The following is a 16,409-nucleotide window of genomic DNA, read 5'->3' as shown; positions in this document are numbered from 1 at the left end:
CCAATTCCACTAACGGAATTTGGCGCAAAACCCTTCTTTTGGTGATTTTACAGGAATTCAGTTAGGCGTTTTTCTGTAAATATGCCCATCCTATTTCGGAAACTAAACCATAAAGAAATAAATAGCTCAAAAAGTCAAATGACTTAGAATTCATTTGCGAATCGGTTAAGTAATAGTTGAAATACACCGCTTTTGCAAGATTTTCATAAGATTTACAAATGTTGCGAGCGTCTATCTCTTCTTTATAAACACCTTCACATTTTCCCTTTTCAATGTTTTGAATGACAAATGGCTTTAAAATTTCATCTACATAAGATAAAGCCTTGAAAAGGTTTGAATTGTGGTTTGATTTTAATTCTCTGCCAAACCGTGGGGAAATACGACGCGCCAATCCGTTGATGAGCTCAAAAAAGTTCTGCAATTCCTGTATGGCGGGATCATTTTTTATCTGAATTTTATCAATACTTTTTTTAATTTGAAATGCTTTCATTTTAATCACTTCAAACAAGAGGTTGTCCTTACTTTGAAAATGTTTATAAATCGTTTTTTTTGACACACCACATTTATTGGCGATATCATCCATACTGATATTCTTAATTCCAAAGCTGAAAAACAATTCTCTGGCTACCTCTAAAATGTGATTTTTGCTATGCAAAATAGAACAGACTTATTTAATTTGACCTATAGCTTTTTTATAATTCGCCTGACTTATTTGTTGCGTTGCCTTGGCATCAATAACTTCTGAATAAGCTTTCTGCCATAATACTTGTGCTTCCAAAACATCCTTCCCAATCACGGTACCAGCATCAAAACGGTCTTGATTCAACTTTAAGTTTTCATCTGCTTGTGCTAATGATTTTTCAGAAATTTCAACCCTTTTTATGGCTTGTTGCAATTCTAAATACGCGTTTTCAACTTGAATAAGAATTAACTCTTGGGTGTCTTCCAATTCCAATTGTTTTGCTTCGGTTTTAAACTCTTGTTCTTTTACTTTCTGTTTTCTTCCTCCCCAATCAAAGACAGGAATGTTAACGCTTAACACGCCGTAATACGACGTAAAGTCATTGCTGGCATCTGTAAAATTGATCTCTTTTCCAGTGGCATACAATCCGCTAACATTAAAAGCAACCGTAGGTTTTCTATCAGCTTCTAAAACTTTTGCCTGCAATTTTTCTATCTCTACGGCGTCTTTAAGCATTTTAATTTCTGGACGTTGTGTTAAAGCTTCATTTATTGCAGCTTTTTCTGAAAGTATTTCACTATTTTCTATGGTATCATTTATCTCAAAACTGGTATCCGAAAAACCTATTAATTGTGCCATTTTCAGCTTTAAAATCGCTAATCCATCTTTGGCTTTCAGTAAATCCAATTCAGCCTGATTGAGTTGCACTTGTACTTGAAGCACGTCATTTTTGTAGATAAGTCCAGCATCAAATGAATTAGTTAAATCTTTCAATAGCTCTGTTAACAGGTCTTTGTATTTATTGGCTAAATCTACTTTAGCAGTGACATTAATGATTTGCCAATAGGTGGTTTCAACGTCTAACAATACTTCGGCTTCGGTTAATTCCTTTTGAGTGGTATGTAAATCTACAGCTGTAGTGCTTATTTTTTTTGCAGCATTTATTTTTCCACCAGCATAAATAACTTGTGTAACACCTAAAGAGGCGACGCCTTGATTTTCTGGCAGCAAGGCATTTATTGGATCGCCTAAGTGAATCCCCATAGCGCTCGCATCGACAAAAGGTTTATCTGATGCATACACGGAAGCTTTGGCCGCTTTTGCTGCTTCTATATTTTGCGAGGCGCGTTGTGTTTTTTTGTTGTTCGTTTTAGCTAAGTTTTTGGCTTGTTCCAAGCTTAATATTTGGTCTTGAGCTTGTAATCCTTGAAATGAAATAATCAATAGAAAAGCAAAAGACAGTATATATTTATATGTTTTCATTATTTAGTTTTTAAAATATACTATAGGGACTACCACTTCACCTTTAGTGGGGAAATTTGCTATCAATCAGGGAAGCAGTAGCCTATAGTTTTTATTATTTAAATCGTTTTTTTAATTTGTGATTTAGGATGGTCAGTTTTCTACTGGTTCTACTCCGTTTACGTTTATAAAGAATAGGCTCACCTGAATGCGTATGTTCAATTTCGGTTCCCGGTTTTACATATCTGGCATACAAGACTGGAACCATAAACAAGGTGAAAACCATAGACACAATCAACCCAACAAACAAGACGCTTCCTAAAGGTGCCCAAAGTGGCGATTTTCCTATAATCATTGGAACAACTCCAACAGCAGCGGCAATTGAGGTTAAGAATACTGGACGCATACGTCGTTTTCCAGACGCACGAGCTGCTTCCTTTATGGTGTATCCATGAACCGACACCAATTCGTCAGCATAATCCACAATGATAATCCCATTTCTAACCACAATACCTATTAGGCTTATAATGCCCATAAACGCCGTAAAACCAAGCGGATTACCCGTTAACTTAAGCCCTAAAAAAGCGCCTAAAAGACTCAAAGGGAAGGTGGCTAATACCACCAATACTTTGGTGAAATTTTTAAACTGAAACATTAGCACCAAGAAGATTAATATTAAGCTCACACTTAATGACATCATCATACCTGGCGCGGTTTCGTTTGTGCTTTCATATTCTCCGCCGTAATTGATGCTGATGCCATCTGGCAATTCCAGTTCGGCAATTTTGGGCATAATGGCATTCTGAACCGCTGCAGCTTTCAAGCCCATTTGCGTTTCGGAAAGTACCGTCAAGGTTCTGAGCCCGTTTCGGTGTGTAATGGTTCCTGTGTGCCATTCTGGAGTGATGGATGCCACTTCCCTTAAAGGTACTTTTGTTCCAAAAATGGTAGAAATATTAAGCGCTCCTAAATCGTCAATATTCTTTCGATTATTGGCATCATAACGTAATACGATATCTACCGCTGTATCTCCTTCATATAAAGTAGAAACAGGAAAGCCTTTTAATCCAGCTCCCAGGGTTTGCGACACCATAGCATTGGTAACGCCAAGTCTGTTTGCCTTATCATCTTTTAAATTGATATTGACACCATAATAATCATCTTGATACGAGGTTCTCACCCAGTTGGTTCCTTCCGTATCATTTAGAATAGCTTGTACCTGTTCTGCAACTTGCTTTTGCTTGCTTAAGTCTTCACCTACAATACGAACTTCAATTGGTGCAGGCGTTTCCTTCATCGACAATTGCCGAATACGTATGTATCCGTCTGGAATAAAACCTTCAAACTTTTCGAGATAGGCATCAGCTAATTCTTGAGTTGCTTCTTTTCCGGTAGTGGTTATAAATATCTGCGCAAAGTTCTTACGCGGAAACTCGGGCGCATAGGTCGAATGAAATCGAGGCGAACTGGTGCCAACAAAACTGGCTACTTCTATGACCTGTTCATCTTCTTTAATTTCAGATTCGATACGACTCACAACGTCAGCCGTTTGCTCTAAACTGCCGCCATTTGGCAACCAAACTTCAATATTAAATTGGTTTCGTTCGGCTGTAGGGAATAGTTCTTGTTCTAAACCTGAAGCTATTACGAACGCCAATCCTACTGAAGCCAATCCAACTAACAATGTTGTTTTTGGGTATTTAAAACAACGATCCAGCAAATCATTAAATACCGACTGAATTCTGTCTAACAAGGATTTCTTTTTTTGCTGCTTGCTTTCCTTTTCTTTATTCTTTAATCCCTTTTTAATAAACACATAACACATATAAGGGGTTACTAATACCGCCACAAATAATGATGTAAATAGAGCGACCGCTACTGCTATAGGTAAGGCTTGGATAAATTCTTTAGCGATACCATTTAAGAAAAATGCCAATGGTAAAAAGGCAAAAACAATAGCCATAGTCGCTGTGAAAATAGGGATCATTAATTGCGTTGCACTTTGCCAAGCCGCTGTCCAGGGATCTATGTCTTCATCTAGTTTTTCGATATAATTATCTACCACAACAATGGCATTGTCCACCACCATTCCGAGTACAATAATCAAGGCGGCAAGGGTTACTTGGTGGATTTCGATGCCGAGGATATTTAATATTCCAAAAGTGATGACAATAGATATAGGGCAAGCCACAGCCGATACAATCGCGACTCTAAAGGGTAGAAGTATAAGAACCACAACAATCACTACTGAAATTGCAATGATAAACTCTAACATAAAGTGGCTAATACTTTCTTTTACCACAGTAGGTTGATCCACAATAGTGTTAATAGAAACGTCTTGCGGTAACTGTTTTTCTATAAGCGCAATTTTTTCGGTAAGTTGTTCGCCAAACTGAACAATATTATTGCCAGGTTGCATTTCTACGGTAAGCATCATCACTTGGTTGTCGTCTACTTTAATGAAGCTTGAGGTTTCTTCATAACGACGCTCAATGGTAGCGACATCTTTTAAACGCACCACTTTCCCGTCTGGGCTGCTATAAATAATTTGATTTCCTAAATCGGTTTCATTTTTATATTGATTTTTTGCAAAAACAGATACCTCGGTATTTTCTAATGTAATTCCGCCGGAATATCCTGTGGAATTCTGCATCTGGATAACTTGAGCAATGGTGGAAAAATCAAAACCATATTGTTTTATTTTTTCATCTAATACCGTAACATAAATTTGTTGTTTTTGTCCACCGTAACGTTTTATTTTAGAGGTTTCATTAATTGTTTTTAAGCCGTTTTCCAATACATCTAGATACGATTCTAATTCTGCATAACTACGACCGGGCGCCGATACGGTAATCATTTGTGCCACTACATCACCAAAATCACTATTTACTACAGGTCCGATAATTCCCTGCGGTAGGGTGAATTCTTGTCTGAAAGAAGTATTTAAACCGTGCTGAAGGCTTGCCCAAAAACGATCGGTGTCCTTAACATTTTCATTTAATTCGGCGGTTATCACGACCTGCCCTTCTTTGGTTTCTGAAATGGTCTTTTCTTTTCTAATTTCTTCAAAACCAAATAAATACTGTTCTAATTTATTAGTTAACTACTGTTCTACTTGTAACTCATCTGCTCCAGGAAATGCGGCGATAATCAAACCTTTGCGCACTGTAACCTGTGGATCTTCACTACGTGGCATCGTTGTTAATGCATAGACACCGAGTAGCATTAATAGCGAAGTCAACACAATGGTTACCTGGCGGTATTTCATTGCGGCTTCTATAAAATTTATTTTCACTTTCTTCATTTTAAAATGCTGTTTTAGTTAGATCTTGTCGTGATCGTTTGACCATCTTTTAGGGTTCTTTGACCTGCAATTACAATCGTATCTTTTTCAGATAAACCATCAAGCACAACCACTTCATTGGCATTAAACCCGCCGATGGATACTCTCTTTTTAATCGCTTTATCACCATCTATCACAAACACATAAACAATATTATTGGCATCCCTCACAATAGCTTCAGCCGGTATTGAGATGATATTTAGATCGTTATTAGTTTCAATTTTGATGTCGCTAATCATTCCTGGAAGTAGTTTGTTTTCAGCATTATCCAATCTTACTTTTACGTTGAAGGTTCTTGTCAAAGCATCAGCACTTGGATTTACAATCGCTACTTCGCCTTCAAAAACTTCCCCCATAGAGGCGATTTCAACTTTTGCAGGTGTGCCAATTTTTAGCTTAGAAATTTCTGACTCTGTAATCGCGGCATGGGCATATACTTGATCGGTTTTCATTATCGTAAAGGCAGGAACACCTGGGGCTGCAGTGGCTCCAACTTCGGTCTGTTTTGCCGTGATAATTCCTGAGAAGGGTGCCGAGAGCTTGGTGTCTGAAAGATTTTTAACGGCTAAATCTTTATTGGCATTAGCTTGAGCTACTGCCACTTTAACAGCAATAAAATCTCGTTCTGGTAAACTACCTTTTTGGTATAAACCATTTAACCTATTAAAATTATCGTTGGCTTGCTCTAAACCTGCATTGGCAATATCGAATGCACTTTTGTATGTGGTGGCTTCAATTCTTGCTAATAATTGTCCTTTTTGAACTTTTTGACCTTCTTGGACCAAAACACTTGAAACTCTCCCCGGAATAGAAAAACCTAAAGACACTGTATTATCAGCTTCTATGGTTCCGCTATAGTTTAAGACTTCTTTTGTAGCTGTTTTTTTGATTTCTTTTACCGTAACTTCTGGTATAACTTCAATTTTTGTATTCGTTTTTTTCTCTGAACAACTTGCTAATAAAAAGACAAGCACCATTGCAGCAATTAAATGTTTCATAGACTTTCTTGTTTGTGTAATTTTTGATGTAGTTATTTTTACACTGCAAAATTGCTTCTAATGCAAGGATTAGAAAAGGTCTATAAAACGAAGAAATTGGTCTAAAACCGTTATTTTATATTTAAAAATAACTGAAGAAGAGTATAAGCGCTTAAGGAGTAACACATTAGATAATGAGCTGCTCTTTAAAAATAGTCAATACTGGTTTTGTGTAATATGCTGATTTAGCGTGCTTTTCTGAAAGCTTTAGGAGAGAATCCTGTATGTTTTTTGAAGAATTTACCGAAAAAGGACTGATCACTGAATTTTAATTGTTCAGCTATTTCAGCAATACTTAAAGCTGGTGTGTTTAGTAATATTTTAGCTTCTAAAATAATTGCTTCGTCAATTAATTGATTGGCTGTTTTACCAGAAACTTCCTTTAATACTTTAGATAAATACCCTGGAGTTATGCTTAGTACGTCTGCATAAAACTGAACGGTTCGTTCATTGATAAGGTTTTCTTCTAAAAGATCTAAAAAACGAACCATTATAGCTTCTTGACGTGTTAAACTGGCTTCTAAATCAGGAAATGCTTTTTTGTAGATGGATGCATAATGATATAACAATAACTTAAAGGAAGACTGGACCAATTCTTCTCTATATGGTAGTTTTTCTAACGAAAATTTTATGCTGCGTTCTAATATTTTTGCCAAAGAAACGGCAGACTCTCTTTCTTCTTCAGATAATTTTATTTTAGGAATGTTATTACCCGAAAAAAATTCGAAAGCATCGTAATCTTCTTTTTTAAATCCATTTTGAAGAATAAAATCGATCGTAAAACTAATAGAAATGATGCTTAATTTAGGGCTCATATCAAGAATTTGAGCTAAAGCTTGCGGTTTTACAATGATCACTTCATTTTTTGAAACTGTATGTGGAATTAAATTAAGCTGAAAGGTTAAACTGCCTGATAATATGAGTATTAAGGAGTAACTATTATTTCTAAAAGGGTATTTTACGGGTATGGTATCAAATTTATTATGCGAAATATGAACGTGCAATCCATCACCTTGGTCGGAGTCTCCAAGAATTTCAATAATTTCACTAATGGTGTGGTTCTTTATGAAGGAGTTTTTCAAAAGGAAATTATTTATTTAAATTCAAAGATAATATTTAAATTCTTGAATTCGTTCGTTGCATTGTTCATTTGATAGTGTTTTTTTTGATGTAAAGAAATATCAAAAAAGTGACGGTTTTAATTATAATTAAAATCGTCACTTTTTCACGTTAGTCCTTTATCGTCCCGCGTAATTAAAACACCCATTAAGCATCTTGCATTGTATCTGAAATAACTATTTCTCGCAATAAAACAGCCTGAGGAAGTTGATAGGTGAACTTTATGGTATTAGCCACATCTGCAGCCGTAATATTTATAGCCCCAACAGTTTCTTTCCATTCATTATACCCATCAATAATAGACTTGTCAGTTGTGTGATCTAACAACTCAGTTTTAACCGCTCCAGGTTCTATAGAAATAACTCTTACGTTATAAGGCGATAACTCCAAGCGTGCTGTTTGTGTTAATCCTCTAACGCCATATTTACTAGCAGCATAGGCGGCGTGATTTCCGAATGGTTGTATGCCAGCCATAGAGGAAACGTTAATAATGGTTCCTCTTTTTCGGTCTTTCATTTTCTGCATTACAGCAGCCATTCCGTTCATAACGCCAAGAATATTAACGTCTAGCATCTTTTTCCATTCCGCTGGATCTTGGGTTGTAATATCTCCCAATAGCATTACTCCGGCGTTGTTCACTAGCAAATCGGTATCGCCATAGATTGCCTCCGCTTCAGCAATAACTTTTTCAAAATCGGCTTTATTAGTAACGTCCAATTTGCGGCATAAAGTATTAGGCAAGTTTAAGGCTTCCATTTTTTCAACCCTTCTGGCTAAAAGCAAAAGCGGATAGCCATCTTTAGAAAATGCTTTAGCCATTTCCAGTCCAAATCCAGAACTTGCACCTGTAATGACAATCAGTTTTTTAGTTTCCATATCTTATTTTTGCTATAACAAATATTAATGATAATTTTGATTTTTGAATCTAAATTCACTTACTGTAAATTCATTGCAAAGGTATGATGCAAGATTGCGTCATCAAAATACTATGTTTTTATGTTTGTCATAATTTACACTTATAATGGAAGAACGTCTTTTAAAATTTTTTGTAGCTGTTTATGAAGAGAAAAATCTAACCAGAGCTGCCGAAAAATGCTTTGTGTCGCAACCTAACATTTCTAACGGAATAAAGCAGTTAGAAGAAAAAATGGGTAGAAATCTATTTGATAGGCATAAAAGAGGTGTGGAAATGACGAACGAAGCACACTATTTATATCCTATTGCAAAACGATTATTGGGCGAATTGAAAGACTTACCCGAACTATTTTTGAAGAGAGAAATAGCAAACGAAATTACCATTGGTGTTGCAGATAGTTTGCCTCAAGAATATAAGTTACAGTTTTTTAAAACCGCAACAGAACTAAATTCTTCTGTTTTATGGAACGTCAACGCTATAGGGCGAGAAAATGAGGTGAATTTATTGGTAAGAGAATGGAAAGATGAGGAAGATTTGTTTTTACCTATTTGGAAGGAAAATTATGTATTGTGCATCCCAAATGGGCATCCATTATTGCAAAAAGATGAAATTGATTTAGTTGAAGATTTAAAGAGTGTCAATTTTATACATTGTCCGCCTTGTGAAGCCCATAAGCAATGTATTTCCATTTTAAATTTTGCCAATCAAACCTTAAACACTGTGGGAAATTGCTCAACTAAAACAGAAACATTAAGCCTCTTAATGGCCGGACTTGGTTTAACTTTTTTACCTGAATACTTTATTGATGGTTGGTATGGCTTTGAAACTAGACCTTATAAAGGGCCTTTGTATTATCGAGAAGTTGGACTTGCTTATTCACGAAACAGTTTACAAAATCCTGCAATTTCAAAAATGGTGAATCACTTTTCAAAAAATGAACTGAAGGGAAATAAGTTTAGTGACCTTGGGTCTTATTCTAAACCTCATTTATACTAACGCACTTCTTACAATTTTTCTTGATAATTCTTCTAGTTTATGTGAAGTTCCCTTCTCTTACTGCATTTGATTTTCTTTTTTAAAATCTTCTGCTGTAAGGTCTGTATTAAATTTAATATCAGTCCAATTCACATACACCCAAGGTTGATCTGTTACCTCAGCATCCCAAGTAGATTTTTTATACTGTCGTTTTGCAGGAATTAAAATACCATCAACATTCTTGTACTCTAATTGCATTAAAAAGGGCGTTTCCATAACACCAAAATCTGCTACTGTAAATAAAAACTGATCTACTATAGCTGTTTTCTTATTGATATAAAGCTGGTAAATATCTGTGGGTTTATCGTCTTTAGATTCAAATGAGATTTTCACAATATCATATTCCTGATCCGCTATGGTTTTTTCACCAAGATGCTCATAGTTTACACCGGGATCCATTAATTTTTGCATCATTGTAAACCAGTAAAAGTTTGTGGGACGATTAAAAGCGACTGCTTTTAAAAGTGCAGGATCGGTTAAAATTTTTCCATTTTGTTTTAGCCAGAATTCATTTCCGTCATAACCTTGTTCTATCACACCATCTAACTGTGGTAAAGTTTTTTCGTGTGTGTTATACTTTCCATAAGATAGCTCGCCATCAAAAATATACCTTTCGTTAGAAATGTCTTTTTTATCATCTGGTGTTTGATACGTGTAGGTATAGCTCACGTTTCTCTTATTGGCAAGCGTTTCGTAATCTCCCACTTTCTGCACCATATTATACACCAACTCGTGACCTTTGTTTTGAAATTTTTGCGCAAGTGAATCTTTTGCTTTTTCTGTTTCTTTTGATTCTGTTTTGTTCGTGTTGTTACAAGACAGAAACAAGCAACTTAAAAAGAGAATAGCGGTATATTTAAATAGCGTAGTTGAGTTCATATTTTTTATTTTGTATAATTTTGATTCTAAGGTTGTGGGTTGCTTGCGAATGTTGTTTTTAGTACATGATTGTATTCAAAACACCGCTATCTCAGTATAAATGCAATAGCGTACGTTTTAGCATCGGTGCGTGAATTAAAGGTTTCCTAACATTAGTGTCCGATTAAAAGAGTGAGAAAATTTGTTGAGTCACAGATAATAGGCAATTAGAATATTTTTTATTTAATGACAGCATGCTATTATACTTAGCATCAAAATTTATGTTTAATCAATTTTATCTAGTTTTCAATCTATTAAAAAGCAAATCTTACGTCTTACGTCTTTCAGCGCAGCGGTCTTATATCTTAGTCGGACACGACTAGTTTCCTAACTAAAAATAAGGTGGAAAAGTAAGTTTTTCTCATTAAATAATAGTACGCTTTAAGAGTATTTTAAAAGAATAAGATTTACCTAACTTCAAGCTATTACAATCCTAGTCGTAATTGGTAGATCGTAAGTATTAAAGTGAAGCGGTGGTTACTGAGCTTGCCAAAGTACCTTAGGTCTTTGTTAGACACCAACGATTAAAATCACCTCTTGAACTATGAACCTTACGAAAATAAACCAAGCCGCCCCTCTCTGTGACAAAAGGCATAAAGAACGAGCAATGTTTTTTTAAGCATCTGCCGCTCCTATCAAAACCCCAAGCATTTCAATGGCAGCATCACTAATTCTTGTTCCTGGACCATAGACGGCAACCGCACCGGCATCAAAAAGATACTGGTAATCCTGATGCGGTATTACACCGCCCACAATAACCATTATATCTTCGCGCCCATACTTTTTTAAGGCTTCTATTACTTGTGGCACCAAGGTTTTATGCCCTGCGGCAAGGGAGGAAACCCCAAGTATATGCACGTCGTTTTCAACGGCTTGTTTGGCTGCCTCTTCTGGGGTTTGGAATAGTGGCCCTATATCTACATCAAAACCTACATCGGCATATCCCGTAGCTACTACTTTTGCGCCTCGATCATGACCATCCTGCCCCATTTTTGCAATCATAATACGCGGACGGCGACCTTCCAATTCTGCAAACTGGTCTGCCATCGCTCTTGCCTTCTCAAAACTATCGTCTTTCTTTATTTCTTTACTATACACGCCGCTAAATGATCTAATTTCTGCTTTATACCTTCCAAATTCTTTTTCCATTGCTGAAGAAATCTCGCCAAGACTAGCCCTTTGACGAGCAGCTTCAACGGCTAAAGCTAATAAATTTCCCTGACCTGTCTTTGCGGATTCTGTAATTGCTGCTAATGCTTTATTTACCTTTTCTGTGTTTCGCTCAGCCTTTATTCGGTTTAATCGTTCAATTTGTGAAGTACGTACCTTTTTATTATCCACATCTAAAATCTGCAAGGGATCTTCTTTTTCGCGACGGTATTTATTCACGCCCACAATCACATCCTGATCGCTGTCTATACGTGCCTGCTTTCGTGCAGATGCTTCCTCAATACGGAGTTTCGGAATACCAGCTTCTATGGCTTTCGTCATTCCGCCAAGTTCTTCCACTTCTTCTATCAAAGCCCAAGCCTTGTTTGCAATTTCATTGGTTAGGCTTTCTACATAATAACTGCCTGCCCAAGGGTCAACGGTTTTTGTTATTTGGGTTTCGGTCTGTAGAAAAATTTGGGTGTTTCTTGCTATTCGTGCAGAGAAATCTGTAGGCAGTGCAATGGCCTCATCCAACGCATTGGTATGCAAAGATTGGGTGCCGCCAAAAGCAGCTGCTGCCGCCTCAACAGTCGTTCTAGCAACGTTGTTAAACGGATCTTGCTCCGTAAGACTCCAACCACTGGTCTGGCAGTGCGTACGCAATGAAAGCGATTTTTTGTTTTTTGGGTTGAATTGCTTTACAATTTTAGCCCAAAGCATTCGAGCGGCACGCAATTTTGCGATTTCCATAAAGTGGTTCAATCCAATTGCCCAGAAAAAAGACAATCGCGGGGCAAAGGTGTCAATATCCATACCTGCATCAATTCCGGTACGGATGTATTCCAGTCCATCTGCCAAGGTATAAGCAAGCTCAATATCTGCAGTGGCACCAGCCTCTTGCATGTGATAGCCCGAAATAGAAATGCTGTTAAACTTAGGCATATTTTTAGAAGTGTATTCAAAAATATCACTGATAATCTTCATGGAAGGTGTGGGCGGATAGATATACGTATTCCGAACCATAAACTCCTTTAGAATATCGTTTTGGATAGTTCCGGCCAAGTCTTTTGGCAGTACGCCCTGTTCTTCTGCAGCAACAATGTAAAACGCCATAATAGGAAGTACGGCACCATTCATTGTCATAGAAACACTCATCTTGTCCAACGGAATTTGATCAAAGAGAATCTTCATATCCTCAACGCTATCAATAGCTACACCAGCCTTACCCACATCTCCTTCTACACGTTCATGGTCACTGTCATATCCACGATGTGTAGCAAGATCAAAGGCAACCGAAAGTCCTTTTTGACCCGCAGCCAGATTCCTTCGGTAAAAAGCATTGCTATCTTCTGCCGTTGAAAACCCAGCGTATTGCCTAATGGTCCACGGTCTTCTAACATACATAGTTGAGTAAGGCCCGCGAAGGTTTGGCGCAATTCCGGCAACGAAGTTTAGATGTTTAAGCTCAGCAATGTCTTCTTTGCTGTAACGCTCTTTAATATCAATCTTTTCGGCTGTTGAATATGTTTCTGGTTTCTGGCTTCTGGCTTCTGATTGTGAATGTTTAGATACATCCGTCTTCGGTCTTCCGCCATCTGTCCTTTTCAAACTAATATGTTGTAAATCTTTTCTACTCATTGCTCAATCTTTCTTGTTCAACTTTTTCGGCAATTCTTCTTTCAACAATTGGCGGAAGGATGGTTTTAATAGGATTGTTTTTAACGAAAGGAAAAAGCTCCAAATCGTCTTTCATCCGGTCATTTTTATTGGGGTGGTAATTGGTTCCCAATAACTTCAGTTCGCCTTCATCAAAAAGCTCTTGTTCTTTTTCGGCACTTTCCTTTATTTTTTTCTGAATAACTCCTGCTTTTAACTGCTGAAGAAATCCGCCATTCTTCTCAATATCCTTAAAAATTGTCAAAGCTTTTTCTGCCAATTGATCGGTCAAGCTTTCAATATAATACGTGCCATCAGCAGGGTTACTAACGGTATTAAAGTAACTCTCGTGCTTTAAAATAAGTAATTGATTTCGTGAAATACGTTCCCCAAATTCATTGCTTTTATGATAAATGGCATCATACGGCTGATTAAAAACGGCATCTGCTCCACCTAAAACAGCGCTCATACACTCGGTTGTACTACGAAGTAAGTTAATATTATAGTCATAAAGCGTTTTATTCCGCTTGGAGGGCGTAGCAACAACATGGCAGGTTTCCTGTACTCCATATTCGTTCGCTAAGACTGCGTAAAGATTTCTAAGGGCACGGATTTTGGCAATTTCAAAAAAGTAGTTTGGCCCTGTAGTGATATTAAACGTTAGCTTAAATAAATGCTTTCCTCCTTTAGTAAAATAATGCAAATATTCATTGGTATGCGCCATGGCATAAGCCAATTGCTGAACAATATTAGCTCCCGCATTTTGATAAAGCCCAACATCAACACCTACTATGTTTTCCTGTGTGTTTTTATGAAATATTGAATCTAGAATTTCATGATCTTTTTCTAAATTGTAAAACCAGTTTCCGGTACGGGCAAGGTTTCCTAGTATATCAATATTGTAATAGACTACTGCTTTTTCGGTGGAAAGAAACTGAATGAGTTCTGTGTAAAATTTTTCAGAAAGAAACTCTAGGTTGAAGTAAATTACAGCAGAATCAAAAGGAAAATTTTTAAAGACAGTTTGTATATCAAACTCCTTTTTTGCAGCGAAAACAATTGATTCTGCGCCTCTTTTTAAGGCATCTATTGCAAGGTTATTCGCTATTTTTTCATCATCAATAAATATTCTTTGCGCAATTTTCCAAGATTCTGGTTGCCCGGGAATGGGTTGGAAATCTTCGTTAAAATTGTCTTGGTGGTAAAAAGGCTTTACGTGTACGCCTTCTGGACTCTGCCAAACCAAAGTTTCGTTGTAGTCTGCTCCCTTTAGGTCATACTGTATTTTCTGTTTCCACTCTTTTGCGGAAACTTCATCAAAATCTTCAAACCCACCAAAAGGCTGGGCAGGTGTAAATTTACTCATCGTTTTTCTTCTTTTTTGATGCTGTCATTGGTTTCAATAATATAAATTTCTTCATTTTCCTTCTTCAAGTAATATTTTTCACGGGCAAATTTCTCCATTTCGGCCGGATCGTCCATTTTTTTTATAAAAGCCTTGTCTTGTTCAATCTCGTTTTGATAAAATTCTGCATTTTTTTCCAAGGCATCTATTTCCGTGTCCAATTCGTTATGAATTAGATAGGAGTTGGCGTCAAAAAAAACCATCCAAACCACAAATAAAATAGCAATAAGCATGTATTTATTGCCTATGATCTTGATCCATCGGTTCTCTTTTAATTTCGAAAATTTCACAATTCTGTATAGCTAATTTTTTGGTGAATAATGGTTCTAATAACATCAACGGCTACGGTATTGTATTTATTGGTAGGAATAATAATGTCTGCAAACTCCTTGGTAGGCTCAATAAATTGTTGGTGCATTGGTTTTAAGGTGGTCTGGTATCTACTTAAAACTTCATCCAGATCGCGGCCTCTACTTGCAATATCGCGTTTCAATCTTCGTATTAATCGTTCGTCACTATCTGCGTGTACAAATATCTTGATATCAAACAACTTACGAAGGTCCGGATTTGTTAAAATCAAAATTCCTTCAACAATAATTACTTTCCGCGGAAATGTGGGCAGGGTTTCGCCCGTTCTATTGTGTTCAACAAATGAATATACCGGCTGCATAAAAGAGTTTCCGTTTCGCAGTTCCTGCAAATGGCTTACCAACAAATCGAAGTCGATTGCCTTTGGGTGGTCAAAGTTTATCTTTTTACGGTCTTCAATAGACAAATGGCTTGTATCGTGGTAATAAGAATCCTGCGAAATAATACAGACTTCATCTGCAGGTAACTCCTTTACAATTTGATCTACCACAGTAGTTTTGCCGCTTCCTGTACCGCCGGCAATGCCAATTATAAGCATAGTTTTAATATTTCTACAAAGGTAGGGAAAAGGATTTAAGGTTCAAGAAACAAAATTTAAGATTTATTGAGTGGATTGTTTATGCACCTTGCCTCTAGAGGGAATGGGTTTATTATTTGTGGTTTGTTGTTTATGAATACTGAATCACTGACCACTGACTTACTGACCACTGACTTACTGCCCACTGCCTTACTGACCACTGCCTTACTGACTACTGCCTTACTGACCACTGACCACTGACCACTGACCACTGCCAACAATCGGGATTCTTTAACCTAGCAATCGTGATTCCAATTGCAATTTCTTTACTATTTTTGATTTCCGTAATATTTTCAAATGAACGAAACAATTCTACTCCATCCCTCCTATTTTCCATCTATTGAGCAAATGGCGGCTATTGCACAAGCCAAAAAAGTAGTTTTTGAAATAGCGGATAATTACCAAAAACAAACCTATAGAAATCGTGCATATATAGCCCATAGCAATGGAAAGCTACTTTTAAACATCCCTGTAAAGCACGACAAAAAAGGCAAGCGTCAAAAAACTAAGGAGGTACTTGTAGAAAATGCCTTTCCGTGGCAAGACCTCCATTGGAAAAGCCTGCAAAGCGCCTATCGAACATCACCTTTTTTTGAATACTACGAAGACGATTTAAAACCTTTATTTACAGAAAGCGTCGCCGAATTGATGGATCATAACTTAAAAATAAACGAGGTTTTATGTGAATTAATAGGAATTGAGGTTGAAATCTTTAAAACCAGCACTTATGAATTTACACCGAAAATAAAAGATTTCCGTTTTTTGATAGATGCAAAACGAAAATCTTTATTTAAACCAGCGCAATACACCCAAGTTCATCAAGCGAATCATCCTTTTTTGCCAAACCTTAGTGTTTTGGACTTGCTGTTTAATGAAGGACCGAATGCTTTAACTTATCTAGAAGAATCTCCTCTTCCCTTCGAGCATCTCCGCAGAGGAGAGAAACAGTAAGAACTCT

13 protein-coding genes and 1 pseudogene are annotated in these 16,409 nt (G+C 36.9%); 2 read left to right on the top strand and 12 right to left on the bottom strand.

Annotation, left to right across the window (positions count from 1 at the left end; all coding sequences use genetic code 11):
• Positions 1–61 precede the first annotated feature (61 nt).
• The 7 genes and pseudogenes from QPK98_RS13315 to QPK98_RS13285 form a co-directional block, all read right to left on the bottom strand.
• Entirely contained in the window at positions 62–655 is a 594-nt protein-coding gene (locus tag QPK98_RS13315) for a TetR/AcrR family transcriptional regulator (RefSeq protein WP_310993957.1), read from the bottom strand.
• 12 nt (positions 656–667) lie between these two features.
• Positions 668–1,945 (bottom strand): TolC family protein, encoded by a 1,278-nt coding sequence (locus tag QPK98_RS13310; protein WP_310993956.1) that lies wholly within the window; start codon positions 1,943–1,945, stop codon positions 668–670.
• A 94-nt stretch (positions 1,946–2,039) separates the two neighbouring features.
• Positions 2,040–5,012: pseudogene (locus QPK98_RS13305) on the bottom strand (efflux RND transporter permease subunit); the annotation flags it as partial.
• A 15-nt stretch (positions 5,013–5,027) separates the two neighbouring features.
• Positions 5,028–5,228 carry a hypothetical protein gene (locus QPK98_RS13300; RefSeq protein ID WP_310993955.1) on the bottom strand — a complete coding sequence of 67 codons (201 nt, stop codon included), beginning with the start codon at positions 5,226–5,228 and terminating at the stop codon, positions 5,028–5,030.
• 14 nt (positions 5,229–5,242) lie between these two features.
• A complete protein-coding gene (locus tag QPK98_RS13295) occupies positions 5,243–6,265 on the bottom strand; it encodes an efflux RND transporter periplasmic adaptor subunit (RefSeq protein WP_310993954.1) in 1,023 nt (340 codons plus the stop codon).
• Positions 6,266–6,489: 224 nt separating this feature from the next.
• The gene (locus tag QPK98_RS13290) at positions 6,490–7,386 is read right to left on the bottom strand and encodes a helix-turn-helix domain-containing protein (RefSeq protein WP_310993953.1); all 897 of its coding nucleotides are present in this window, start codon (positions 7,384–7,386) and stop codon (positions 6,490–6,492) included.
• A gap of 184 nt (positions 7,387–7,570) precedes the next feature.
• Positions 7,571–8,299, bottom strand: coding sequence for an SDR family oxidoreductase (locus QPK98_RS13285; RefSeq protein ID WP_310993952.1), 729 nt, complete (start codon positions 8,297–8,299; stop codon positions 7,571–7,573).
• A gap of 145 nt (positions 8,300–8,444) precedes the next feature.
• Between QPK98_RS13285 and QPK98_RS13280 the strand changes: the two genes are divergently transcribed.
• Positions 8,445–9,335: a LysR family transcriptional regulator gene (locus QPK98_RS13280; RefSeq protein ID WP_310993951.1), complete on the top strand. Its 891-nt coding sequence runs from the start codon at positions 8,445–8,447 to the stop codon at positions 9,333–9,335.
• A 57-nt stretch (positions 9,336–9,392) separates the two neighbouring features.
• On the opposite strand, the gene QPK98_RS13275 is transcribed toward QPK98_RS13280, so the two are convergent.
• From QPK98_RS13275 to udk, 5 genes are all read right to left on the bottom strand, one after another.
• Complete coding sequence (locus tag QPK98_RS13275; protein WP_310993950.1) at positions 9,393–10,253, bottom strand: DUF6503 family protein; 861 nt, start codon at positions 10,251–10,253, stop codon at positions 9,393–9,395.
• Positions 10,254–10,907: 654 nt separating this feature from the next.
• Positions 10,908–13,082: a methylmalonyl-CoA mutase gene (gene scpA / locus QPK98_RS13270; protein WP_310993949.1), complete on the bottom strand. Its 2,175-nt coding sequence runs from the start codon at positions 13,080–13,082 to the stop codon at positions 10,908–10,910.
• Entirely contained in the window at positions 13,075–14,466 is a 1,392-nt protein-coding gene (locus tag QPK98_RS13265; RefSeq protein ID WP_310993948.1) for a methylmalonyl-CoA mutase subunit beta, read from the bottom strand. Before QPK98_RS13265 ends, scpA begins: the two co-directional genes overlap by 8 nt.
• Positions 14,463–14,795, bottom strand: a complete 333-nt coding sequence (locus tag QPK98_RS13260) for an FtsB family cell division protein (RefSeq protein WP_310993947.1) — start codon at positions 14,793–14,795, stop codon at positions 14,463–14,465. Before QPK98_RS13260 ends, QPK98_RS13265 begins: the two co-directional genes overlap by 4 nt.
• Positions 14,792–15,412 carry a uridine kinase gene (gene udk / locus QPK98_RS13255; protein WP_310993946.1) on the bottom strand — a complete coding sequence of 207 codons (621 nt, stop codon included), beginning with the start codon at positions 15,410–15,412 and terminating at the stop codon, positions 14,792–14,794. Before udk ends, QPK98_RS13260 begins: the two co-directional genes overlap by 4 nt.
• A 336-nt stretch (positions 15,413–15,748) precedes the next feature.
• On the opposite strand from udk, the gene QPK98_RS13250 reads away from it, so the two are divergent.
• Positions 15,749–16,402 (top strand): WbqC family protein, encoded by a 654-nt coding sequence (locus tag QPK98_RS13250; RefSeq protein ID WP_310993945.1) that lies wholly within the window; start codon positions 15,749–15,751, stop codon positions 16,400–16,402.
• The last annotated feature ends 7 nt before the right edge of the window (positions 16,403–16,409 follow it).

Origin of the sequence: Aequorivita marina (genome assembly GCF_031631895.2) — a bacterium.
Lineage (GTDB): Bacteria > Bacteroidota > Bacteroidia > Flavobacteriales > Flavobacteriaceae > Aequorivita > Aequorivita marina.
The sequence above is the reverse complement of the archived record's forward strand: the minus strand, read 5'-3'. Positions and strand labels throughout refer to the sequence as shown.